Annotated in this window: 19 protein-coding genes and 1 riboswitch; of the genes, 9 read left to right on the top strand and 10 right to left on the bottom strand. The window is 71.5% G+C overall.

The genetic code is table 11. The annotated features are described in order from the left end of the window. Nucleotides 1-8: 8 nt before the first annotated feature. From benB to HUO13_RS17170, 6 genes are all read left to right on the top strand, one after another. Complete coding sequence (gene benB / locus HUO13_RS17145; protein WP_211902314.1) at nucleotides 9-527, top strand: benzoate 1,2-dioxygenase small subunit; 519 nt, start codon at nucleotides 9-11, stop codon at nucleotides 525-527. 125 nt (nucleotides 528-652) lie between these two features. After that, complete coding sequence (gene benC, locus HUO13_RS17150) at nucleotides 653-3,391, top strand: benzoate 1,2-dioxygenase electron transfer component BenC (protein WP_211902315.1); 2,739 nt, start codon at nucleotides 653-655, stop codon at nucleotides 3,389-3,391. Nucleotides 3,392-3,479: 88 nt separating this feature from the next. Further along, entirely contained in the window at nucleotides 3,480-6,182 is a 2,703-nt protein-coding gene (locus HUO13_RS17155; protein WP_211902316.1) for a helix-turn-helix transcriptional regulator, read from the top strand. Nucleotides 6,183-6,246: 64 nt separating this feature from the next. Beyond that, nucleotides 6,247-6,442, top strand: a riboswitch (cobalamin riboswitch). Nucleotides 6,443-6,647: 205 nt separating this feature from the next. Then, nucleotides 6,648-7,547 carry an ABC transporter substrate-binding protein gene (locus HUO13_RS17160; protein ID WP_211902317.1) on the top strand — a complete coding sequence of 300 codons (900 nt, stop codon included), beginning with the start codon at nucleotides 6,648-6,650 and terminating at the stop codon, nucleotides 7,545-7,547. Further along, entirely contained in the window at nucleotides 7,544-8,560 is a 1,017-nt protein-coding gene (locus tag HUO13_RS17165; RefSeq protein WP_249124943.1) for a FecCD family ABC transporter permease, read from the top strand. The genes HUO13_RS17160 and HUO13_RS17165 overlap by 4 nt, the downstream gene beginning before the upstream one ends. Further along, a complete protein-coding gene (locus tag HUO13_RS17170; protein WP_211902318.1) occupies nucleotides 8,557-9,333 on the top strand; it encodes an ABC transporter ATP-binding protein in 777 nt (258 codons plus the stop codon). Before HUO13_RS17165 ends, HUO13_RS17170 begins: the two co-directional genes overlap by 4 nt. A 16-nt stretch (nucleotides 9,334-9,349) precedes the next feature. On the opposite strand, the gene HUO13_RS17175 is transcribed toward HUO13_RS17170, so the two are convergent. The 5 genes from HUO13_RS17175 to HUO13_RS17195 form a co-directional block, all read right to left on the bottom strand. Next, nucleotides 9,350-9,868 carry a hypothetical protein gene (locus HUO13_RS17175; protein ID WP_249124944.1) on the bottom strand — a complete coding sequence of 173 codons (519 nt, stop codon included), beginning with the start codon at nucleotides 9,866-9,868 and terminating at the stop codon, nucleotides 9,350-9,352. A 78-nt stretch (nucleotides 9,869-9,946) separates the two neighbouring features. Continuing rightward, complete coding sequence (locus tag HUO13_RS17180) at nucleotides 9,947-10,459, bottom strand: hypothetical protein (RefSeq protein WP_249124945.1); 513 nt, start codon at nucleotides 10,457-10,459, stop codon at nucleotides 9,947-9,949. A gap of 149 nt (nucleotides 10,460-10,608) precedes the next feature. Beyond that, the gene (locus HUO13_RS17185) at nucleotides 10,609-12,741 is read right to left on the bottom strand and encodes a putative bifunctional diguanylate cyclase/phosphodiesterase (protein ID WP_211902321.1); all 2,133 of its coding nucleotides are present in this window, start codon (nucleotides 12,739-12,741) and stop codon (nucleotides 10,609-10,611) included. Between the two features lie 187 nt (nucleotides 12,742-12,928). Then, complete coding sequence (locus tag HUO13_RS17190) at nucleotides 12,929-14,161, bottom strand: diguanylate cyclase domain-containing protein (protein WP_211902322.1); 1,233 nt, start codon at nucleotides 14,159-14,161, stop codon at nucleotides 12,929-12,931. Nucleotides 14,162-14,519: 358 nt separating this feature from the next. Next, nucleotides 14,520-15,212: a haloacid dehalogenase type II gene (locus HUO13_RS17195; protein ID WP_211902323.1), complete on the bottom strand. Its 693-nt coding sequence runs from the start codon at nucleotides 15,210-15,212 to the stop codon at nucleotides 14,520-14,522. Nucleotides 15,213-15,294: 82 nt separating this feature from the next. Here HUO13_RS17195 and HUO13_RS17200 point away from each other — a divergent pair, with 82 nt between their 5' ends. Together HUO13_RS17200 and HUO13_RS17205 are read left to right on the top strand one after the other, a co-directional pair. Then, nucleotides 15,295-15,852 carry a CGNR zinc finger domain-containing protein gene (locus HUO13_RS17200; RefSeq protein WP_249124946.1) on the top strand — a complete coding sequence of 186 codons (558 nt, stop codon included), beginning with the start codon at nucleotides 15,295-15,297 and terminating at the stop codon, nucleotides 15,850-15,852. A 179-nt stretch (nucleotides 15,853-16,031) separates the two neighbouring features. Next, nucleotides 16,032-16,826 (top strand): pectate lyase, encoded by a 795-nt coding sequence (locus HUO13_RS17205; RefSeq protein ID WP_211902324.1) that lies wholly within the window; start codon nucleotides 16,032-16,034, stop codon nucleotides 16,824-16,826. A gap of 22 nt (nucleotides 16,827-16,848) precedes the next feature. On the opposite strand, the gene HUO13_RS17210 is transcribed toward HUO13_RS17205, so the two are convergent. From HUO13_RS17210 to HUO13_RS17230, 5 genes are all read right to left on the bottom strand, one after another. Further along, nucleotides 16,849-17,205: a DUF4186 domain-containing protein gene (locus tag HUO13_RS17210; protein ID WP_211902325.1), complete on the bottom strand. Its 357-nt coding sequence runs from the start codon at nucleotides 17,203-17,205 to the stop codon at nucleotides 16,849-16,851. A gap of 106 nt (nucleotides 17,206-17,311) precedes the next feature. Continuing rightward, entirely contained in the window at nucleotides 17,312-18,265 is a 954-nt protein-coding gene (locus tag HUO13_RS17215; RefSeq protein WP_211902326.1) for a hydroxymethylglutaryl-CoA lyase, read from the bottom strand. Then, nucleotides 18,262-19,503: a CaiB/BaiF CoA transferase family protein gene (locus HUO13_RS17220; protein ID WP_211902327.1), complete on the bottom strand. Its 1,242-nt coding sequence runs from the start codon at nucleotides 19,501-19,503 to the stop codon at nucleotides 18,262-18,264. The genes HUO13_RS17215 and HUO13_RS17220 overlap by 4 nt, the downstream gene beginning before the upstream one ends. Nucleotides 19,504-19,541: 38 nt before the next feature. Beyond that, the gene (locus HUO13_RS17225) at nucleotides 19,542-20,912 is read right to left on the bottom strand and encodes a GntP family permease (RefSeq protein ID WP_211902328.1); all 1,371 of its coding nucleotides are present in this window, start codon (nucleotides 20,910-20,912) and stop codon (nucleotides 19,542-19,544) included. Nucleotides 20,913-21,109: 197 nt separating this feature from the next. Next, entirely contained in the window at nucleotides 21,110-21,919 is an 810-nt protein-coding gene (locus tag HUO13_RS17230) for an IclR family transcriptional regulator (RefSeq protein WP_249124947.1), read from the bottom strand. A 29-nt stretch (nucleotides 21,920-21,948) separates the two neighbouring features. On the opposite strand from HUO13_RS17230, the gene ilvA reads away from it, so the two are divergent. Further along, on the top strand, nucleotides 21,949-23,214 hold the full coding sequence (gene ilvA / locus HUO13_RS17235; protein ID WP_211902329.1) for a threonine ammonia-lyase IlvA: 1,266 nt from the start codon (nucleotides 21,949-21,951) through the stop codon (nucleotides 23,212-23,214). Nucleotides 23,215-23,304: the final 90 nt, after the last annotated feature.

The following is a 23,304-nucleotide window of genomic DNA, read 5'->3' on the forward strand; positions in this document are numbered from 1 at the left end:
GTACCGCGATGACCGCCACCGCCGACGCCGCGACCAGCAGCATCACCCAGAACGACATCGAGCAGTTCCTCTACCGCGAGGCCCGCTACCTCGACGACCGCGAGTTCGAGAAGTGGCTCGACTGCTACGCCGACGACGTCGTCTACTGGATGCCGTCCTGGGGCGACGACGACCTGCTGACCGAGAACCCGCAGACCGACATCTCGTTGGTCTACTACCCCAACAAGGGCGGCCTGGAGGACCGGGTCTTCCGCATCCGCACCGAGCGCTCCAGCGCCACGTCCATCCCCGAACCGCGAACCAGCCACAACATCAGCAACGTCGAGGTCATCGAACGCCGGGGCGACCTGGTGGACGTGCGGTTCAACTGGCACACCATGTACTTCCGGTACAAGACCGTAGACCCCTACTACGGAACCTCGTTCTACACGATCGACTTCTCCGGCGAGGCGCCGCTGATCCGCCGCAAGACCGTGGTGCTGAAGAACGACTACATCCACCACGTCGTCGACGTCTACCACTTCTGAGAGGCGGTCTTGAACTCGGATCGCGCAGCGGTTCCGGTGGCGGAACCTTGGCTGCGGGGGTGGGCCAAGCGGTTACGCCGCTTCGAAGATCGAAATCAGGCACTGAGCCGGCGGGGAGTGTTTCCATGAGCCACCAGATCGCGATGTCCTTCGAGGACGGTGTCACGCGCTTCATCACCTGCGCCGAGGACCAGACGGTCGCCGACGCCTCCTACCGGCAGCGCATCAACATCCCGCTGGACTGCCGCGACGGCGCGTGCGGTACCTGCAAGGCGTTCTGCGAGTCCGGCAGCTACGACGGCGGGACCTACATCGACGACGCGCTGACCGCCGGCGAGGCAGCCGCCGGGTACGTGCTGCCGTGCAGCATGAGGCCGAAGTCCGACCTGGTGCTGAGGATCGCGAGCACCTCGGAGGTCGCCAAGACCCGGGCGGCCACCTACGGCGCCAGGTTGACGGGGCTGGAGCGGCTGTCGCCGACGACCGTGGCGCTGGCGGTGGAGACGCCGGAGCGGGAGGAGCTGGCGTTCCTGCCCGGCCAGTACGTCAACATCGCCGTGCCCGGTACCGGAGAGACCCGCTCCTACTCCTTCAGCAACGCCCCGGACGACAAGGAACTGACCTTCCTGGTGAAGCTCACGCCCGGTGGCGTGATGTCGCGGTATCTGACCGAGCGGGCCGCGGTCGGGGACGAGCTCGCATTCACCGGCCCGAACGGCAGCTTCTTCCTGCGGGAGACCGAGCGTCCGGTGCTGCTGCTGGCCGGTGGCACCGGGCTGGCCCCGGTCCTGTCGATCCTGCGCACCATGCGGGCCACCGGTTCCACCCGCCCGGCTCATCTGGTCTACGGGGTGACGACCGACGACGACCTCGTGGAGATGGACACCCTCGCCGAGCTGGCCGACCAGGTGCCGGGGCTGACGTGGGACTACTGCGTCGCCGACCCGGGCAGCTCGGCACCCAACAAGGGGTACGTGACCGGACTGATCCGCGACGAGCACCTGCACGGCGGCGACGTGGCCGTGTACCTGTGCGGCCCACCGGCCATGGTGGAGGCGGTGCGCGAGCACTTCGCGGAGCGCGGTGTCGAACCGACGGGCTTCTACTTCGAGAAGTTCGCGCTCTCCAGCGCTCCGGCCGCGCCCGAGCCCGTCGCCGCGGAGACATCCGCCGCGCCCGAACCGGAAGCCGTGCCGGAAACCCAGCCTGTTCAGGCGAAGGAGGCCACTCCGGTGGCCGCGGCCGCTGCGGAATGCGGTGCCCCGGAGGTCGAGGCGTCGCAGGTCGACATGCGGGAGCCCGTCGGTGTCGGGGCCGCGGAGGGGCGTGCGCTGGCGGGGCAAAAGGTCTTCCCGCCCGCGCACATGCGACCGTCCGGCCCTGGCGGCGGTCGGCCGCAGGCCGACGAGGACGCCACGATGCGCGCCGTGGCAGGCCAGGCCATCTGGCCGGGTGAGAGTGCAGGTGTACGCGCGCCGGACGCCGGGGAACCGCTGCGACCGGCGGGCGCCGCGCGGGCGGTCGCGGGACAGGAGATGCTGCCCGCGCGCGACGACATCGCGCCGCTGTCGGCACCGCGGGCGACGCCCGGCGGCTACGAGATCGGCGAGGAGCACCCGTCCGTGCACGAGTCCGACGCGGTCTTCGAAGCGAGGCAGGCGCTCGAGCTGGGCGCCCTGGAGATCACCATCGGCAGGCTCACCTCCCAGCAGCTCGCGGGCTACCGGCTGCTGGCGGAGGCGACCGAGCCCTACGTGCAAGGCGACCGGTTCGTCGACGCCGCGGCGTTCACCGAGGCCAACGCCGCGTTCCACGACTACCTGTTCACCCTCACCGGCAACGAGCACCTGCTGCAGGCGTACCAGGCGCTCGGGGTGAAGGGGCACATGGCCGAGACCCTGCGCGGGGCGAGCTGGTGCCACCCGCGGTGCACGCAGGACCACCTGGACATCGTCACCGCGTTCGAGGAGGGCGACCGGCAGACCGCGCGCCGCCTCGTCGCCGAGCACGCCGAGCGCTCCAAGATCACCACCCGCCGGGCGATGGACGACGCCAAGCAGGCGCGGCGGCCCGCGTTCGTCAGCCCCGGCCGGTTCGACGGCAAGGTCGTCGTGGTCACCGGCGCGGCCCAGGGCATCGGGGAACGCACGGCCCGCCGGATCGGTGCCGAAGGCGGCACGGTCGTCCTCGCCGACCGGTCCGACCTGGTCACCGGCCTGGCCGAGGAGTTGCGCGCCGACGGTCGCGAGTCGCTGGCGGTCGTCGCGGACCTGGAGAGCTGGGAAGGTGCGGCCACGGTGGCCGAGCGTGCGCTCGCCCGCTTCGGCCGGATCGACGTGCTGGTCAACAACGTCGGCGGGGCCATCTGCTTCAAGCCGTTCACCGAGTTCACCGAGCAGGAGATCCGGGCGGAGATCGATCGTTCCCTGATGACCGCGCTGTGGTGCTGCCGGGCCGTGCTGCCGTCGATGGCCGAGCAGGGAAGCGGGGTCGTCGTGAACGTCTCCTCGGCCGCGACGCGCGGAATCCACCGGATCCCGTACTCGGCGGCCAAGGGCGGCGTCAACGCCATCACCGCGTCGTTGGCGTTCGAGTACGCCGACGCGGGAATCAGGGTCGTCGCGACCGCGCCGGGAGGGACGGACGCGCCGCCGCGCCGCGTCTCCCGCGGTGGGCCGCCGCTGGTCGGCGATCAGCAGAAGGCGTGGTTCCAGGCGCACATCGACCAGACGGTGAGCTCCTCGCTGATGAAGCGGTACGGGTCCCTGGACGAGCAGGCCGCGGCGATCACGTTCCTGGCCTCCGACGAAGCCTCCTACATCACCGGCACGGTGCTGCCCGTAGCCGGAGGGGATCCGGGCTGACGCCGGGCACGGACGGCGGCCCAGCAGTGCGGGGACGACCCCGTCGCCGAAGGGGGCACCTCGATGCCGGCCGATCTACTGTGAGCGTGTGACCGGACCCGCGCAGCCGCTGATCGGCCAGGGCGACGCCCTCGCCGATCTGGAGGGCCTGGTGCTCCGGGCCGGCGAGCACCATTGCGGCTTCGTCGTGGTGAGCGGCGCGGCGGGCACGGGCAAGAGCACGCTCGGCAGGCGGCTGCTGGCCCGGCACGAGGGACCCGCGTGGTGGGCCACGGCGGCGCCGTGGGAGTCGCGCCAGCCCTACGGGGTCGTCGCGCAGATGCAGCCGGACCTCGACGTCGGGGCCGGCCCGGTGGCCGTCGCCGAGCGCGTGGCGGACCGGCTCGCCGCGTCGGACGGCACGACCGTCGCCGTCGTGGACGACGGGCACTGGGCTGACGAGGAATCCCTCCAGGCGTTGGCGTCGGTCGTCCGGCACCATCCGCGGGCCCGGCTGCTCGTCGTCGCGTTCGCGGTCACCGGCGACCCGCGCGCCCGGGCGGCGACCCTGGAGCTGCTGCCGCGCATCGCCACCGCCGAGATCCGGCTGAGCCCGCTCACCGCCGCGCAGGTCAACGAGTTCGCGGCGGCGCGCGGGGTCGTGTTGCACCCGTCGATCGCGGAACGGCTCTGCCACCACACCCAGGGCGTCGCACGCCACATCGCGCAGTTGCTGGACGAGGTTCCCGCTGCGACGTGGACGCGTTTCGACCCCGGGCTTCCGGCCCCCGCCGCGGTGGCCGCACGGGTGCGCGAACTGCTCGCGGGCTGCTCGCCGGCCGTTCGGGGTTTCGTGGAGGCGACTGCCGTGCTGGGACCGGGCACAGCGGTCCGCGACGCCGCGCTGCTGGCGGGTGTCGAGGACGGCCTGCTGACCGTTCTCGACGAAGCCTGCGCCACGGGGCTGGTCTGCCTCGCAGCTCGTGGGCTGACCGAGGTCGGTCCCGCGGACCCCATGGTGCGCGCCGCCGTGCTGGCCGCACTGGCACCGGGCCGCAGGTCCGGCCTGCACCGCCGGGCGGCCGGCCTGGTCGACGACCCGGCCCGCAAACTGCGGCTCCTCGTCGCCGCGAGTCCCGTGCCGGACCCCGCCGTCGCCGATCGCCTCGACGCGCTGGCCACCGAGCGGGCATCGGAAGGGGCGTGGGCGGAGGCCGCGTCACTGCTCATCGACGCGAGCCGGCTCACCGAGGACCGGCTGGAGCGGGAAAGCCGCATCAGCCGCGCCGTCGACGCGCTGATCGGGGCCGGAGACGTGTTCGCGGCCGCCGCCCTCGTTCCCGAGGTGGAGAGCCTGCGCGAGACGCCGCTGCGCAACGCGGTGCTGGGCTACCTGGCCGTCGTCCGCGGGCGGGTGGCCGAGGCGGAGTCCCGGCTCGGCCGGGCCTGGCGGCTGGTCAACGCCGAGCGCGACCCGGACGTCGCCGCGCTGATCTGCCAGCGCTACGTGCTGCACGCGCTCGTCCGCTGCCGCGCCGACGATCTCGTGACCTGGGCCGACCGGGCGATCTCGCTGGCGGGGCCGGAGGCGCCAGCCGCGGTCGAGGCCGCCGCGATCCGCGGGCTGGGGCTGGCCGCGACGGGACGGGCTCGCCAGGCGCGCCGCGACTACGCGCGCCTGGGGGAGCGGGTTCGCCACGGAGCGCAGGCCCAGCGGGTGATGATGGCCCGCGGCTGGCTCAACCTGCTCACCGACGCGGTCGACGACGCGCGCGCCGAGCTGGAAAGCGCCGTGCCGACGACCTTCCTCGGCGGTTCGACCCGGATCTCGCTGTGGGCGCGGGCCTGGCTCGCACGCGCGCAGTTCCTCGCCGGGGCGTGGGACGACGCGATGCGCACCGTGCGCGACGCGGCGCCTCTGCTCGAACGCAGCGGCATCGTCCTCACCGGTCCGCTGCTGCACTGGACCGAGGTGACCGTGCACGCGTTGCGCGGTGAGTGGGAGCAGGCCGAGCAGGCGTTGCTGCGCTGCGACGCCGGACCGCAGGACTACGAGATCATGCGGGTCCCCACCTACCTGGCCCGGGCGCAGGTCGCCGAGGCGCGCGCCGACTCCGCAGGCGTGCTGCGAGCCCTGCATCCGCTCACCCAGTCCTGGGCCGCCGCCGGCATCGACGAACCCGGCCACTGGCCGTGGCACGACATGTACGCCCACGCCCTCGTGCTGGAAGGACGCCACGAGGAGGCCGACGCGTTCCTGCTGCCGCACGAGCGGCTGGCGGCCGCGCGCGAGCACGCCTCCGCCCGGGCTCGGCTCGCGGCGGCCCGTGGCCGGCTGCTGGGCGCGCAGGGCGATCCGGCCGCGGCCGCGGCCGCCTTCGAGCAGGCCCTGGAACTGCTCGAAGGGCTTCCGCTGCGCTACGACCACGCGCGCGTCGCCTTCGCCTACGGCCAGACGTTGCGGCGGGCCGGGAAGCGCCGCGAGGCGGACGCGGTCCTCACCACCGCCCGCGACGGCTTCGCCACCATGGGCGCCGCGACCTACGTGGAGCGGTGCGACCGCGAGCTCAAAGCAGGCGGCGTGCACGCGTTGCGCGCGGAGCGGGCCTTCAACGAGCTCACCCCGCAGGAGGAGGCCGTCGCCCGGCTCGTCGCACGCGGACTGTCCAACCGGGAGGCCGCCGCGGAACTGTTCCTGTCCACCAAGACGGTCCAGTACCACCTGACCCGCATCTACACCAAGCTCGGCATCCGCTCCCGGGCCGAGCTCGCGGCCCTGCGCGGCGCTTCGGAGGAACCGAACCGGGAATGAGCACCGGCCGGTTCGCGCCGCTGCGAGAAGGCTCACGTTGGTTGGGCGGACGTGATCGTGTCGGTTAGGGTGCCTGCGAGCCAGCCGTACCCGGTGAACGGGTCAGGGAATCCGGTCGGAAGCCGGAACTGACGCGCAGCGGTAGGGGCGGCGGACGGGGAAGGGCCGCGTGCGGCCCGCCACTGGGAGCGGTTCCCGGGAAGGCTCCCCGTTCCGGATTGCGCCCGAGTCCGAAGACCTGCTGGTTCCCCGCGCGCCCGCCCGGGCGTGCGGGGACTCGCCCCTTGCGGCTTCGCGTACGAGCCCGAGCGAAGGACACGGATGCTGCTGTTCTCTCTTTTCGCGCGCCGGCGTCGTCTTGCCCGGCCAGGGCGCAAGACCCTGCTCGCCGGTGTGGTCGCGGTCGCCCTCTGCGGATGTTCAGCGCCGCCCACGGGAAGTGCCCCGCCAGGGCAGTCCACTGCCATGCGCAACTGCGATCGCGATGTCGTCGTCGAGACACCGCCGCGGCGTGCGGTGAGCCTCAACCAGAGCACGACCGAGATCATGCTCTCGCTGGGACTGCAGGACCGGATGGTCGGGACCGCGACCTGGACCGAACCCGTCGCGCCGCACCTGGCCGCGGCCAACGCGCGAGTGCCCCGGTTGGCGGAGAACACCCCGTCGTTCGAGGGCGTGCTGGCGACCGAGCCCGACATCGTGCTGGGCGCGTACCACGCCATCTTCACCGACCAGCGCGTTGCCTCGCGGGACCGGTTCGCGCAGTTGGGCGTGCCGACCTACCTCTCGCCTAGCAACTGCCTGCCGGAGGAGGCGCCGCTGGGCAGGCCGACCGAGCTGGACGACATCTACCGCGAGGTCCACGAGATCGCCACGATCTTCGGAGTGCCGGAGCGCGGTGATGCCCTCGTCGCCCAGTTGCGGGGGCGGGTCGCGGCCGCTCAAGCCCGCGTGGCCGGGTTGCGGTCGCGCGACGAGCAGTCGGTGCTGTTCTGGTTCGCCAGGACCGAATCGCCTTACGTGGCCGGTGGAACCGGTTCTCCGGGGATCATGGCCCGCGCGTTGGGCGTGCGCAACGCCTACGGGGACGTGGCATCGATGTGGCCCCAGGTCGGTTGGGAGGACGTGCTGAGCCGCGAGCCGACGGTTCTGGTGCTCGGCGACCTCACCAGGGACCAGGAGGGCGACAGCCTCAGGTCCAAGGTGGACTTCCTGCGCGGCGACCCCGCGGTGTCGCAGCTCGAGGCAGTGCGGCGGCAGGACTGGATCCCGATGAGCGGCACCGCGCTGAACGTCAGCATGCGCACCGTCGACGGAATCGAGGCGCTGGCCGACAAGCTCGTCGCCATGGAGCGGCACGGGTGATCCGCACGCGGGCCCGTTGGCTTGTCGCGGGTGGCTTGCCCGTGCTGGTGATGTCGGTCGCGGTCGTGCTCACCGTGGGACCGGCCGACATCTCGGTCGGTGACGTCACCGAGGTGGTCCGGGCGCGGCTCGGGCTGGGCACCACCGACGTTTCCCGCATCGCGCAGGGCATCGTGTGGGAGCTGCGCCTGCCCAGGGCGCTGCTGGCGGCGATCTGCGGCGCGGGCCTGGGCGTCTGCGGTGCGGTGTTGCAGTCGCTGCTGCGCAATCCGCTGGCGGACCCGTACCTGCTGGGGATCTCGTCGGGGGCGTCCACCGGTGCGGTGGTGGTCGCCGTGCTCGGCGCGGGCGCGGGCGCGATCGGGCTGGCCGTCGGTGCGTTCGCCGGCGCGCTGGTCGCCTTCGCCCTGGTGATGGCGCTGGCCGCGCTCGCGGGCGGCGGCACGAGCCGCGTCATCCTCGCCGGCGTCGCGGGCAGCCAGCTGTTCTCCGCGCTGACCTCATACATCGTCATGACCTCCGCCGACGCCCAGCAGACCCAGGGCGTGCTGTTCTGGCTGCTCGGTTCCCTGTCCGGGGCCCGATGGGACGACGTCGCGCTCGCGGGCGCGGTGTGCGCGCTGGGCCTGCTGCTGTGCCAGTCGCAGGCGGGTGCGCTGGACGCCTTCGCTTTCGGTCACGACTCGGCCGCCTCGCTGGGAGTGGCCGTGCAACGCGTACGAGGGCTCCTGCTCGCGGGCACCGCGCTGGTGACCGCGACCCTGGTGGCATCCTCGGGCGCCATCGGCTTCGTCGGACTCGTGCTGCCGCAGGCCGCCCGGTTCCTGGTGGGTACCCGGCACCGCGCGTTGCTGCCGGCCACCGCCGTGCTGGGCGCGATCCTGCTGGTGTGGGTGGACTCGCTGGCCGGTGCCGTCGCCGCGCCGCAGGAGGTTCCGGTGGGAGTCATCACCGCGTTGGTCGGCGTGCCGGCCTTCGCCTTCCTGCTGGTGCGGAAACGGGGGATGTCGTGACACTCGAGACCCGTGACGTGTCGTGGCGCCTCGGCGGGACCGTCATCCTGGACGGGATCACCGTCGAGGTCGAGTCCGGGTCGACCCTCGGGCTGCTCGGCCCCAACGGCTCCGGCAAGTCCTCCCTGCTGCGGTTGCTCGCGGGTCTGCGGCGGCGGTCGTCGGGCGGCGTTCTACTCGACGGCGACGAGATCGGGGGTATCGGCCGTCGTTCGCTCGCTCGCCGGATAGCGCTGGTCGAGCAGGAGACGAGCACCGAGCTCGATCTCACCGTCGCCGAGGTCGTCGCGCTGGGCCGCACACCGCACCGCGGTGCGTGGGCGCCCGCGAGGGCCGCCGACGTGGAGGCGGTGAACGACGCTCTCGCGCGCACCGACGCCACCGCGCTGGCGCAACGGCGCTGGCACACCCTCTCCGGTGGGGAGCGGCAACGCGTCCAGATCGCCCGCGCGCTGGCCCAGCAGCCGTCGGAACTGCTGCTGGACGAGCCGACGAATCACCTCGACATCGCCCACCAGTTCGCGCTGCTGGAACTGGTGCGGCGGCTGCCGGTGACCGCTGTCGTCGCACTGCACGACCTGAACCTGGCCGCGTCGTTCTGCGACGCGCTGGTGGTCCTCCGGCGAGGTGAGGTCGTCGCCGCGGGGAGCCCGGCCGAGGTGCTCACCGAGGACCTGGTCCGCTCGGTCTACGGCATGGACTGCGAGATCAGCCGCCCGGACGGGCGTCCGCACATCCGCTTCGTGGGAACGGCTTCGGCGCCGTCCTGCTGAAGCCGCGCGCCTCTCGTCAAGCCTGGGTGTGCGGCGGACGGTCTTGCACCGCCCGCCGGACGGCCGCGACGAGGTACTCGGCGCCGTCGACTAGGCCGGTGATGACCACGGCCTTTCCTTCGGTGGGCTTGATCCGGCAGTTCACGTCGCCACCCAGCAGCCGTGCGAGCGCGGTGTCCTTGGCGTGGTCGGTGATGTCGGCGATGTCGTCCCACCGCACGGCGCGGACCTCTCTCCCGCGGTAGGAGTGGACGAGGCCGCCCTCGTGGAGCTGGAAGGACTCACCGCGGCGGGCCAGGGACAACCATCCCTGCCAGCCGCCCAGGAGAAGCAGGCCGACACCGGCGCCGAGGCCCACGCTCGGCACGACGTCGTCACCCGTGACCGAGTTCGCGTACGTGGGGATCGCCAGCACCACGAAGAGAACGGTGGTGACGAGTCCGAGCAGAAGGAGGGTCGCGGCGATGCGGCCGCGACGCACGCCGTCCACGGCGAAGCGGTCGACCAGTGCACCCAGTCCGGTTTCCCCGCCCACGTGGACGAACACTATCCGCCGTGCCTCACGCCGGATACCGGCCAAGCGGTCGATCTTCCGGGTGCATGGCGGGGAACGTCAGCTGTCACCGAAGGGCATGTGCGGGCGGAAGACGGGGATGCGGGGAAACAGCGATGCCGGGGGCGGGCCGGGCTCGCCGGACACGAGCCGGAGCACCACCTGACCGTCGCGCGCGTCGGCGAGCTGCATGGCGAGGGTTCCGTCCACCGGCTCGGGCGCGGGCCGTGGTGCGGTGCTGCAGGAAGAGCCGTTCCCGCCGGAGTGGAAAGTCGAGATGCAGCCCATGGACAGCGAGCCCGATGCGCCGCTTTCGGCGCCTCTCAGATCGAAGTGGATTGCCGTGCCCTCCACGCGGTGGATGACGAGCTCGTTGAAACCGGCACGCCCGTCGAGCGGGAGCGTGACCGGGCCCGGTACGAGCACCTCGCAGTTTCCGTCCGCGCAAGCCGCGTAGTCGCGGCCGTCGGCGGCGGCGAGCGCGGGTGCGGGCTGCGCGTCGGTGGCGCCGGTCGGGGTGGGTGCGTGCTCCTGTCCGGCGGACTGGCAGGCGGTCAGCGCCAACGCGCCCAAGAGCGCGACCAGAGAACCACAACGGCGTCCTGCGTTGCTGTGCACAATCGGCTCCCGTTCCGGCCCGAACCTCGTGGGCGTGCAGGAGCCTACCGAGATACCGGCGCTCCCGGAACGCCGAGCGGCAGTTGCCGGTTCCCGCGCGCTGATCAGCTCTCCGGACCGTGCGGGTCCAGGTGCGGGGGCGTCTGCATCGGTGTGGTGGCGAGGAAGTCGCGGAACTCGCCTGCCGGCAACGGCGGGGAGAAGTAGAAGCCCTGGTAGGCATCGATCCCGATCGCGCGGAGCAGGTGGTGCTGGGTGGCGTTCTCCACTCCCTCGGCGATGCACTGGCGCCGCATGGTCCGGGCCAGCTCGGCAACGGCTCGGGTGATGCCCAGGTTCGCGGGGTCGAAGCAGACCTGGCCGACGAACATCCGGTCCAGCTTGAGGATCTGCGTGGGCAGGTCGCGTAGGCGGGCGAGCGACGAGTACCCCGTGCCGAAGTCGTCCATGGCGAACCGGACGCCGGCGTCGACGAGCTCGCGCACGGCTCGCTGCGGTTTCGGCCCCAGCTCCGCCAGGACGGTCTCGACCATCTCCAGGACCAGGTTCGCGGGGTCGGCACCCGCTTCGTCGACGGCGGCGAGGACCTCCTCGACGAACTCCGGTCGGTCGGGGTGCAGGCCGCTGAGGTTGACGCTCACGGCGATGGGACGCCCGTCGGGACGCCGCAGGCCGACGGACGTGTGCAGCGCTTTCCGCAGGACGCAGCGGTCCAGGTCGGTGAGCAGGCCGCCGCGTTCGGCGACCCCCAGCGCCACGTCCGGCGTGACCGGTCCGAGCTCGGGATCCGACCAGCGCAGCAGCGCCTCGGCCATGACGACCGCTCCGTCGTTGTCGATGACGGGCTGGTAGTGCAGGTCGATGCGGTCGTCGGCCAGTGCCTCGCGCAGGTGGTGTTCGAGGGTGAGCTGATCGGTGTGGGGCTCGGCGGGCCTGCCGTCGCGCCGCACGAGCTGCAGGCGCCCGTGGCTGCGAAAGCGGTTCTCGATCATCGCGGCCTCGGCGCGGCGCAGGATTTCGGTGATGGGCGTGCCGTGGTCCTGCACCACGGTGGAGCCCACCGATGCCGACACGTGCACCCGCCATTCCCGCAGCGGCACCACCATGCGGAACACGTTCCCGACGTGTTTGGTGAGGGCCTCGCGCCCGCCGACCGCGTCCACGTCGGGGCAGACGACGACGAACTGGTCGGCGTAGAAGCGGGCGGCCGTGCACTTCGGCGGTAGCTCGGTGGTCAAGCGATCGGCCACCGCCGCGAGCAGCTCGTCGCCCGCCTCGTGCCCCAGGGCGTCGTTCACGCGCTTGAAGTTGTCCAGATCGCAGAACAGCACCGCGACGTCGCCGTCTGCGTCCGGGGCCAGCAGCGAGGACAGCGCTTCCTCGAATCCCCGGCGGTTGAGCAGTCCGGTCGTCTCGTCGTGGGTGGCCTGGAAGCTCAGGACCTCCGTGCGGCGGACCTGCTCGGTGACGTCGTGGAAGATCGCCAGCCACGAGCGGCCGCCTTCCGCGTCGACCGACGCCTTGCTGTGCACCTGGCACAGGACCGGTTCGCCTTCGGACGTCGTGAGCACCCGGTGCGGGATCGGTCCACCGACACCACCCGGAGAACGCAGCGGCGAGGTGCTGGGCAGCAGGCCGCCGTTCCCTTCGTCGCTCGGGTGCAGGAAGTCGCGGTCCATCTTGTCGCGCAACTGCGGCAACGGGAGTCCGAGCAGGTCGGTGAGCGCCACGTTGGCGTCGAGGAGCCGCCCCGCGTCGTCGAAGAGGCCGATCCCGGTCGAGGCGAGCTCGAACAGGTCGGTGAACTGCCGCCGGGACGAGTGCTCCCGGACCTGCGCGGTGCTTTCGTCCCTGGTCACCTTGATGAAGCCGTCCAGCACACCGTCGGGGCTGCGCTGGGCGGTGATCACCACGTGCGCCCAGAAGCGGCTGCCGTCCTTGCGTACCCGCCACCCGCGGTCGATGAAGAAGCCGTCCTGCGCGGCCTGCTCGAGCTCCCACCGCGGGTAGCCGGACTCGGCCAGCTCGCGCGGGTAGAACACCGAGAAGTCCTTGCCGATGATCTCCTCGCTGCGGTAGCCCTTCACCCGCTGCGCACCGGCGTTCCAGCTCGCCACGCGGCCGCGGGCGTCCAGCGAGAAGATCGCGTACTCGCGCATGTCCTCGGCGGCGAGGACCTTGGCCACGCTGGCCTGCACGCCGTGGTCGTGGGAACCACCTGACTGTTCCGGATTCACCCTTACCTCCCGGGAGGCACCTTTTGTACCCCAGGACTGCCCGGTTTGAACCTTGTCGATTCCGGCGGCGCCGCTACGCCCGGGGTCGGCTCGGCACGTATACCACTCATGTCCACAGTGCTACGTCGCGCAACACCGGCAACTCCAGGCGCCGTCGACCAGCCACGGCTCGGTTACCCGGCCGCACTCAGATTTGGGACTGGTGCTTGCGGCTGTACATGCTCTGGTCGGCGGCGTGCAGCAGGTCGCTCCTCGAGGTCGACGGGTCTGCGGTGCTCGCGAGCCCGACGCTCGCGCGCAGCGGCAGCCGGATGCCGGACGCGTCGATCTCGTCGTGCAGGAACCCTTCGACGTGGCGGCGGAGCGCTTCCGCCGCCTGCTGGTCGACCACCCGGCTGACGACGACGAACTCGTCACCCCCGAAGCGGGCAACGGTGTCGCCGGGACGGGCGGCGCGCAACAGCGCGTCTGCGGCGGACATCAACAACTGGTCACCGACGAGGTGCCCGTGCCGGTCGTTGACCAGCTTCAGCTCGTCCAGATCCACCAGCAGCACGGCCAGCACACCGCCGGTGCGCGGCAGCTCCGCCAGGCTCTGGTCCAGCCGGTCGGTGAGCAGGACGCGGTTGGCCAGCCCGGTGAGCGGGTCGTGCAACGCCAGGTGGGCCAGGTGGTCGTCGGTCATCCGCCCGTCGCCGATCTCCTCGTACTGGCCGACGAGGTACGCGGCGTGGCCGTCGGGCCCCTGCACGGCGCTGATGCGGACGAACAGCCAGACGGGGTAGCCGAGCTTGTGCCGGAAGCAGGTCTCCAGGGAAGCGGTGTCCTTCAGGCCCTCGACGACGTCGGCGACCGCGGCGGTCGGGTCGTCGCCGGGATAGGTCAGGTCGGACGGCTCCACGGCCAGCAGTTCCTCGCAGCTGTATCCGAGCTGCCTGCACAGCGCCGCGTTGACCTCCGTCCAGCGCCCCCGTGTGTCGAGCAGGGCCATGCCGATGGGTGCGCGGGTGAACGTCTGCTGCCACCGCGCCTCCGACTCGCGCCGCTCCGTGATGTCCTGGGCGTGCGTCGTCACGCAGACCGGCCTGCCGCCGTCGTCGCGGACCAGCGACGCGCACAACAGCAACCAGATCACCGCGCCGTCGGAGCGCACGCAACGGAACTCGCGGCAGACCTCGCCCGACGGGGCCGCGACCACCTCGTTGAACAGTTCCGCGGCGGCCCGGTCGTCCGGGTGGATGAAGTACTTCCGGTGGTTGCGCACGAGCTCCTCGCGGTCGCAACGCAGCAGCCGGCACAGAGCCTGGTTGACGTAGAGGAAGCGCCCCTGCATGTCGAGCACGGTCATCGGCGACGCGGCCTGGTCGCAGACGGCGCGCCACGGAACCGCGTCGGTGCCGGTTGGGCGCGGTAACGGCATGGCACCGACGGTAGGCCCGCTACCACGGACGGCATCTGCTGGTTAACTCTTGTGGGTTACGTGCAGGCCGACGTGCGCACGGTTTTCGGGTTCGATGCCCGGCAGCGGCCCGGTCGATCGACAGCAGCCGGGTCGACCGGGCGGTGCACGGACGCGCCCACCACGGCAGCGAGCACGGCACCACGGCAGGCGGTGTGCCCGTGCGCAATGTCGCCAACCACGTGCTCCGCGTGCCGTTCAAGGTCTATCGGCTCGGTGCGGACGACCCGACCTCCGGCGAGGTGCCCGCGGAAGCTCGCGCGGGCCGATCAGACCACAAAGGACGGTGACCGCCGCGCGAGTTCGCAGCAGCCGCTGCCTACGTCGCTGTCAGTGCGGTCACCAGTTCGTCGAGTCCGCCGAACTGCCAGTCGAAGACATCGGAACTCGTCGGCGGGTCGCCGACCGGCCGACGGACGTAGGCGGTGCGCATGCCGGTCGCCTGCGCTCCGCGGAGGTCCCAGGCGTGAGCCGCCACCATGAGCACGCGCTCTGCGGCGCATCCGGCGGTGTCGACGGCGAGCCGGTACACCTCCGGTGCCGGCTTGTAGGCGCTGACGGCTTCGGCGGAGAGGGCTTGGTGCCAGCGCAGCCCGGCGTGTGCGTTGAGTCGCGGCAGCGCGGTGCGGCTGGCGTTGGAGAGGCCCAGCACGGGGAAGTGCCGCGCGAGTCGTTCGAGAGCGGCGGCGGAGTCGCCCCAGGCCGGAAGGCGCTGACCTGCTGAGGCAAGCCGCGCGATGGTCGCCGGATCGGTGAGTCCGGCGTGGTCGGCCACCCGCCGAGCGGCCTCTTCGTCGATGACCTCGCTGTTCGCGTACGCGCGGTCCCCTTGCCCGATGCGTTGCTGCTCGGACTCGACGTGCTCCTGCCAAGCGGTGAGAAGCTCGTCTACGTACGCATCGCCGGAAGCGGGCAATGCGTCGCGGATCGCCGCTCGAAGGCCGCTGGGTTCGTCGACCAGTGTTCCGAGGACGTCGAAGACCACGACCTCGATATCGCGGATCTCGGCCATGTGTTCTCCGTTTCGGCTCGCGTCACCACCTTGACTGGTGACGATTCTTGCCTCGTGAATCGTCACCAGTCAAGATGGTGACGTGGATTTCGCGTTCGTGAGCGGCAACCCCGCCCTGGACCTGGCCGGGACCGTGGGGTCTCGTCGGGGCGAGCCCGTAGACGCCCTGGCCGTGCCCGCGGACCTCGAGCGGTGGGTGGCCGAATGCGAGGAGCTTCCGAGCCGCGTGACCGCCGACCTCGCCACCTTCGAGTCCGCTCTGTCGCTGCGAGAGGCGATCTACCGGCTCGCTCTTGATCGGGTGCTTGATCGGCCGTTCGATCCGGGCGGTCTCGAGATCGTCAACGACGCGGCCGCCGGTCCGGTGCCCGCGATCGAGCTCAGCGACGCCGGTCTGCGCATGTCGGGGGACCTGCCCGCAGTTCTCTCGCAGATAGCCAGAAGCGGTATCGGTGTGCTCGCCGATCCGCATGCCTGTTTGAAGGAGTGCGGTCGCGCCGGCTGCACTCGCATCTACCTCGACCGCTCGCGCGGCGCCCGGCGCGCCTGGTGCGGGATGGAGGAGTGCGGCAACCGCGTCAAGGCCGCGGCTTACCGGGCTCGCAGGCGGGCTGCGACCACGGCCGAGGGGCAGTCCTGACGCCAACGGCGGGGACAGCATCGGCGTCTGCGTCCCGGTGTTCGCCATCGCGCTGGGGCGCGGACTGCTGCCCGGGTTGGGAAATCCGCGAAGTGATCCGCACGGAAGTAGCACCGGGTGGGGTCGTCAAACTTTCTACTATTTACGCGAACAGTTCTCGCGTATTGGAGAAGGTGACGATGACGCTTCCCGCGATCAGGTTCGTGCGACCCCGCAAACTGCTTTCCGCCTTGGCGGTGTCCGCGCTCGCCGCGGCGACGATGGCCGCGACGGCCGCCGGCGGTGCCGCCGACGCTCCTCCGCCCCGCGCCGACGTGCCGGTGGACGCCACCATCGAGGTCGGGGCCGGTGAGGTCTTCGACGGCAACAACGACCGCTACTTCGGGGTGGGCGACCTCGGCGACGGCGGCCAGGGCGAGGACCAGCCCGCGATGTTCGAGCTGGCCGACGGCGCCACGCTCTCCGACGTGGTGATCGGCGCACCCGCCGCCGACGGGGTGCACTGCCTGGGTGCCTGCACCCTGCGCAACGTGGTCTGGGAGGACGTCGGCGAGGACGCGGCCACCTTCAAGGGCGAGGACGCGGGCGCGACGATGACGATCGAAGGCGGCAGCGCGGCCCGCGCCGAGGACAAGGTGTTCCAGCACAACGGCGCGGGCACGGTGATCATCCGGAACTTCGCGGTCTCCGGCTTCGGCAAGCTGTACCGGGCCTGTGGGAACTGCGGCAACAACCCGCAGGAGCGGCACGTCCGGCTGGAGAACGTCACCGCGACCGCTCCGGGCGGCAGCCTCGCCGGCATCAACGTCAACTACGGCGACACCGCGACGTTCAGCGGTATCACCGTGGCAGGCGACCGTGAGATGGAGATCTGCGGCTGGTACGAAGGTGTCACCGACGGCGAACCCGACCACGTCGGCAGCGGGCCGAGCGACCAGTGCAAGTACGACCCGGACGACATCAGGTACGAGTGAGTGATCGCCGGCGCGCAACACTTCAGGCCGCGAGTTCCCGTTCGATCCAGCGGCAGATGACGTCGACGACGTAGGTCTGCTCTTCCCTGGTCAGCTCGCGTCCCTTCGGGACGTCGTGCCAGCGTTGCAGGCACGTACGGCAGCAGGTCGCCGTCGCGTGCTGTGCGACGAACACCGGATGACCCCGGTAGGGCGTTTGCTTCCCGTCTTTGTACGGCGCCGCGGGCGCCAGCCGCTTGAAGATCAACTCCCGCGCGTGCAGGCGCAACGTGCGCATGTCGCGCAGCTCGGCGGTCGCCCGTTCCCGCCCGCGCAGGTGGAACTTCGCCCGGAACGGGTGCCGGGCGATCACGTCGATCCGGTCGTCGATGTCGTCCATCGGGTTCCCACCGCCCTTGTCGGGTGCTCAGGCACTCCCGATTGTCGGACTGCCGGCCGCCGGCGCCAGACGTTCGTCGCGCATTGCCCCGGGCCACGGTGACCGGTCAGCGGCGGGCTTCCCGTTCGGCGAGCGCCCAAGGGAAGGCGGTGGCGCTGGAGCGGGCGCCTTGGGCGGCGCGGGACCGGTTGGGTTCGCCGAGCTCGTCGAGCAGCTCGCCGGACAGCTCGACGAGCCGTGCGAAGGCGGCGGGTGTGAGCCAGTCCGGGCGCAGGGCGAAGAGGAGGTCCTCGGTGGCCGCGTTGCCGCCGGCGCCCGGCGCGAACGGACAGCCCCCGAGGCCGCCGAGCGCGCCGTCGACCTCGTCTGCCCCGGCCGCGGCGGCGGCCAGCGAGTTGGCGGTGCCGAGGCCCCACGTGTCGTGTCCGTGGTAGACGATCCGGCGCGGGGGCGAGTGCTGGGCGATCCTGCTGATCAGGTCGGTGACCTGCGCCGGGACGGCCTGCCCGAGGGTGTCGCAGACGACGATGTCGGCGGCACCGGTGGTGCGGGGGTCGGTGGCGATGTCGAACACCCGCTGCTCGGGTACGAGGCCGTCGAAGGGGCAGGTGAACGCGGTGGCGATGCAGAGCTGGATGCGGCCGCCCGCGTCGAGGGCGTGCTCGACCGCTCGCGGCATTGCGGCGAGGCTGTCCTCTGTGGACCGTCCGATGTTGGCCTGGTTGTGCTTGTCGGAGGCGGACAGGCAGTACTGGAAACCGACCGCGCCGGCCTGCGCCGCGAGTTGCACGTGGCGCGGAGTGGCCACCCAGACCCAGCAGCGGGCCAGTTCGTCGGCGGTGAGCTCCTCGACGACTTCGAGGGTGTTGGCCATTGAGGGCACCAGGTCGGGGCGCGCCAGGGAGCCGATCTCGACGCTGGGGACGCCGAGCCGCAGCAGTTCGCGGACGACCGCCACCTTGCGTTCGGTGGACAGTTGCTTGCCGGTGAGTTGCAGGCCGTCTCGCAACGTCACGTCGCGGAGGGCGGCACTGGGCTGGAAGGTGTGGCCGGTGGTCACTTGCGCACCTCCTGGTGGACTGCGTCCGCGATCTCCTCGGGGTCCAGCCCCAGCAGCGAGCGGAGGACTTCGCCGGTGTGCTCGCCGATTCCCGGTCCGGGTGAGCGCAGCGGCAGCGATGAGCGGCCGATGACCGGCACGACACCGGGGAACCCGATTTCGGCGGGCTGCGCGGAGCCGGTGTCGACCTCGAGGGTCTGGATCATCCCGCGCGCCCGGTACTGCTCGTCGGCGCAGATGTCGGCGGCGGTGTAGATCGGCCCGGCGGGGACTCCGGCGGTCTCCAGCGCCTCCAGCACCTCCGCGCGGGTGTGCGCGCCGGTCCACGCCTCGATCGCGCTGTCGAGCTCGTCGCGCCGCGCCCACCGCCCCGCGTTGGTCTGCAGGTCGGGTTCGTCGGCGAGGTCGGGCCTGCCGATCGCGTGCATGTACCGGCGGAAGATGGAGTCCCCGTTCCCGGCGATGACCACGCTGGTGCCGTCGAGGCAGGGGTAGGCGTTGGTGGGGGCGATGCCCTCCATCCGGCCGCCGGCCCGCCGTCGTTGCACGCCGTAGGCCAGGTGGTCCGGCACGAGGGACTCCATCACGGAGAAGACCGCTTCGTGCAGCGCGATGTCGACGACGCGTTCGGCCAGCGGTCGCCGCTCGGTGCCGGGCGCCGTCGACCGCCGAAGGAGCGAGACCACGATGCCGAAGGCGGCGTGCAGGCCCGCGATCGAGTCCCCTATGGACACTCCGACGCGTGACGGCGGACGGTCGGGCTCACCCACCAGGTCGCGCATCCCGCCCATCGCTTCGGCCACCGCGGCGAAGCCGGGCCGGCCGGCCAGCGGACCGGTCTGGCCGAAGCCCGAGATGCGCGCGAGGACCAGGTCGGGGTTGACCCCCTCCAACGTCTCGGGGCCCAGCCCCCACCTCTCCAGCGTGCCTGGACGGAAGTTCTCGATGACGACGTCGCAGTGGCGCACCAGCTCCAGCACGATGTCGCGCCCGCGTGGCTCCTTCAGGTCCAGCGCGACGGATTTCTTGTTGCGGTTGACGGTGTGGAACAGCATCGAGACCGACCCGGCGTAGAGCCGCCAGTTCCGCAGTTCGTCACCGGTTTCCGGGCGCTCCACCTTGATCACCTCGGCACCGAAGTCGGCCAGCATCCGCCCGGCCGTGGGAGCGGCGATGTAGTTGCCGAGTTCGAGGACGCGCACGCCTTCCAGCGGGAGCGGGGTGCTGTCGTTGCGCATTGTTCCCCCTTCTTCGATCGGGGTCCGGGCGCCGCCGGTCACAGGACCAGGCTGAGTGCCAGGACCGGGCCCATCGCGACGACCGAGGCGACGGAGACGCCTGCGGAACAGGTCTTGAGGGTGCCGCGGGTGGTCTGGCCCAGCAGCGACTGCAGGAGCCAGAAGGTGTTGCTGGTCAGGTGCACCATGAACAGCGATCCGGCGCCCGCGGCCAGCGCGATCAGCACCGGGTCGAGGCCGAGCACCGGTGCCAGCGGTGCCAGCAGGCCGGCCGAGGTGATCGCCGAGATCGTCACCGACCCGACCGCCACGTGCAGGACGGCCGCCATCAGCCAGACCAGGACCAGCGGGGCCCAGGTGTCGGCGGCGAAGTGCTTTCCGAGGATGTCGCCGAGCCCGGTCTGCTGGATGACTCCGGCGAGGCAGCCGCCGACACCGTTGAGCAGCAGGATCTGGCCGCTGTCGCGCAGCCCGCGGCCGAGCGACTCCTCGACGGCGGGCTGGCCGATGAACCGCCTGCCGATGAAGCAGGTGCCGACCAGGCCGAGCATCAGGGCCACGACCGGGCTCGACAGGAAGGAGACCACCGGGTTCTTCCATTCGAGCACGTCGGCCAGCGCTCCCGCGGCGATCAGCACGAGCGAGACGAGCAGCGGCGTGAACAACAGCAGGAGAGGGGCCTGCCTGCGCGTGCTGGGTGCGGCCAGGGTGCCGGGCCCCTCGCTGCGGACCTGTGCGGCGGGAGCGGCGGCGGTGTCGGGGAGCGGCAGTTCGTCGACCTCCGGCTTCCACCAGCCGCGGGTGAGCGCGAACGTCGTCACCGAGATCGAGATCGCCACGGTCGGGATCACCACGACGAGCCCGTAGAACAGGTAGGTGCCGAGCGGGACGTGCAGCAGCGCGGCCAGCGCCAGCGCGCCGACACCGGGCACGGTGAACACGATTCCGCATTCCAGGCCGATGGCCAGCGCGGTGGCCATCCGCGCGGTCCCGTAGCGGCCGAGCTTCGGCGCGATGGCCCTGGCCAGCGGTGCCGAGATCACCAGCAGCACGTCGAGGAAGATCGACTGCAGGAAGGTCGCGACGGTCAGGGCCATGGCGTGCGGGATGCGCCGGGGCCCCACGGCGCGCAGCAGCGCGTCCACCAGCCGCTCGATGGCGCGCAGGTCGCGCAGGACGGCGCCCATGAGCACGCCGAACGCGATGAGCAGGCCGATCTCGGCCATGATGTCGCCGAAACCCTTGGTGATCGCGGTGACCGTCTCCTCGGCTCCGAGGCCGGCGGAGAGCCCGAGGTAGCAGGAGCCCAGGACCAGGGCTACGACCGGGTTGAACCTGAACCTGACGATCAGCACCACGATGGCCGCTACCGCGACCGCGGTGTTGATCAGGATTGCCGTGTCAGACATTCGCGCGTCCGTTCTTCCGTGCTCCGTTGCACTTCGCTGCGCGCATTCAGCAGCAATATTACCCGCATTATGAGCACTTGCCCACGATGTGAGTCAATACAAGATCGGAAGTATCCGATGCGCATGCGGTCAGGGGAGCGGGAAGGGGCGCGTGTCAGGCATCGCGGCCATCTCGTCCGACGAGCCGAGCGCGGGGCTCAGGAGGGGTAGCGGCCACCGATCGCGCGGGTGATCTGCTCGGCGTGCTCCACCAGCGTGTCCACCCACTCGACGCACTTCTCCGCGGGCATGCGCAGGGTCGGTCCCTGGATCATCAGCGCCCCGAGCAGGTCGCCCGCGGAGTCGAACACCGGGGCCGCCAGCCCGGAGGCTCCGTCGATGCGCTCGCCGACGGTGATGGCGTACCCCTCGGCGCGGGTCTGCTTGAGCAGCCTGCGGAGCTCGTCGCGGTCGGTGACCGTGCTGTCGGTCAGCTGCGGCAGCTCCTCCTGCAGCACCCGCTCGGCCAGCTCGGGGTTCCACGCCAGCAGCACACGCCCGGACGAGCCGACGGGAATCGGCGCGATCTTGCCCACCGACATCTCCCGGCGCAGGGCGTGGTGGGTCTCGGCGACCGCGACGCACACCCGCTGGGTGCCTTCGGCGCGGAAGAAGCACGCCGTCTCGCCGGTCTGGTCGCGCAGGTTCTTCAGCACCGGGTTGACGACCTCGAGCACGTCGAGGTCCTTGGCGGCGGCGCCCGCCCAGTAGGCCATCCGGACACCGATCCGGATCTTGTCCCCCGCGCGGTCGAGGAACCCGTGGGCGACCATGTTCGTGACCAGGCGCTGTACGGTGGACGCGGGCAGCCCGGTCCGTTGCTGGATCTCACGAAGGGTCATCGACGACCGGGCGAGGGTGAACGCGTTGAGGATCTCCGCGATCTTGCCCAGGACGAGCAACGGGGCCTGCTTGGTACCGGTACCCGTCTCGGTAGCGTGCGGCGCGGGCTCGTCTCGGGCAGCCATGTCCCGAAGATACGGCAGGAGGAGATCTGGTGAGCGAGGTCAGCGAGTCCGGTGTGGTGGGCGCTCCGGACGTGGAGGCGGCGGCCGGCCGGTTCGCGGGCGTGATCGGGCCGAGCCCGCTGCACCGCAGCGAGCGGCTGTCCGGGCGGTACGGACTGAACGTCTGGCTCAAGCGCGAGGACCAGCTCGCCGTGCGTTCCTACAAGGCGCGCGGCGCCTACAACCTCATCGCCCAGCTCTCTGCCGAGGAGCGCGAGCGCGGCGTGGTCTGCGCGAGCGCGGGCAACCACGGTCAGGGGGTGGCCCTGGCGTGCGCTTCGCTGGGCGTGCGCGCCCGGGTCTACCTGCCGAGGACGACGCCGCGGCAGAAGCGCGACAAGGTCCGCTCGTTCGGCGGCGAGCACGTGCGGATGATCGTGGAGGGCGAGACCTACGACGACGCCGCGGCGGCGGCCAAGGAGTACTCCTACTCGACGGGCGCGACGTTGATCCCCGCTTTCGACGATCCGCGCACGATCGCGGGCCAGGGCACCGTGGTCCGGGAGGTCGTCGATCAGCTCGGCCGCACCCCGGACGCGGTGGTGGTCCCGGTGGGCGGCGGCGGGCTGCTCGCGGGCACCATCGCCTGGCTGCGCGAGACCCACCCGGAGGTGCGGATCATCGGCGCGGAACCCGCCGGCGCGGCCAGCATGGCGCTCGCGCTGGACGCCGGGCGGCCGGAGACGATGACCGACATCGACCCGTTCGTCGACGGCGCCGCGGTGCGCACGGTCGGCACCCACACCTACGCGATCACGGCGTCGCGGACGCCTCGGATGGTCGCCGTGCCCGAGGGCCGCATCTGCGTGGAGATGCTCGACCTGTACCAGTCCGACGGCATCATCAGCGAACCCGCGGGCGCGCTGGCCGCGGCGGCGCTGGACTCCGGCCTCGGTCTCGAACCGGGCGCGACGGTGGTCTGCGTGCTGTCCGGCGGCAACAACGACGTCAGCCGCTACGCCGAGATCGTCGAACGGGCGCTGGTGTTCCAGGGCCGCAAGCACTACTTCCTGGTGGAGTTCCCCCAGGAGCCGGGTGCCCTGCGCGGGTTCCTCGACGACGTGCTCGGGCCGGACGACGACATCACCCTGTTCGAGTACGTCAAGCGCAACAACCGCGAAACCGGTCCGGCGCTGGTCGGCATCGAGCTCGGCGCGCCCGAGGATCTCGAGCCCCTCATGCGGCGGATGGAGAAGGTCCCGCACCGCGTCGAGCGCGTGCCACCGGACAGCCCGCTGTTCACCTTCCTCGTCTGATCCCACGCGGGAGAGCCGGCCCCTTCAGCGGGTGTTCCTCGATCGCCGCCGGGGTCCGTGCCGCGCGATGCCTTGGCGCGGCCGGACCTT

It is taken from the genome of Saccharopolyspora erythraea, assembly GCF_018141105.1.
Taxonomy (GTDB): domain Bacteria; phylum Actinomycetota; class Actinomycetes; order Mycobacteriales; family Pseudonocardiaceae; genus Saccharopolyspora_D; species Saccharopolyspora_D erythraea_A.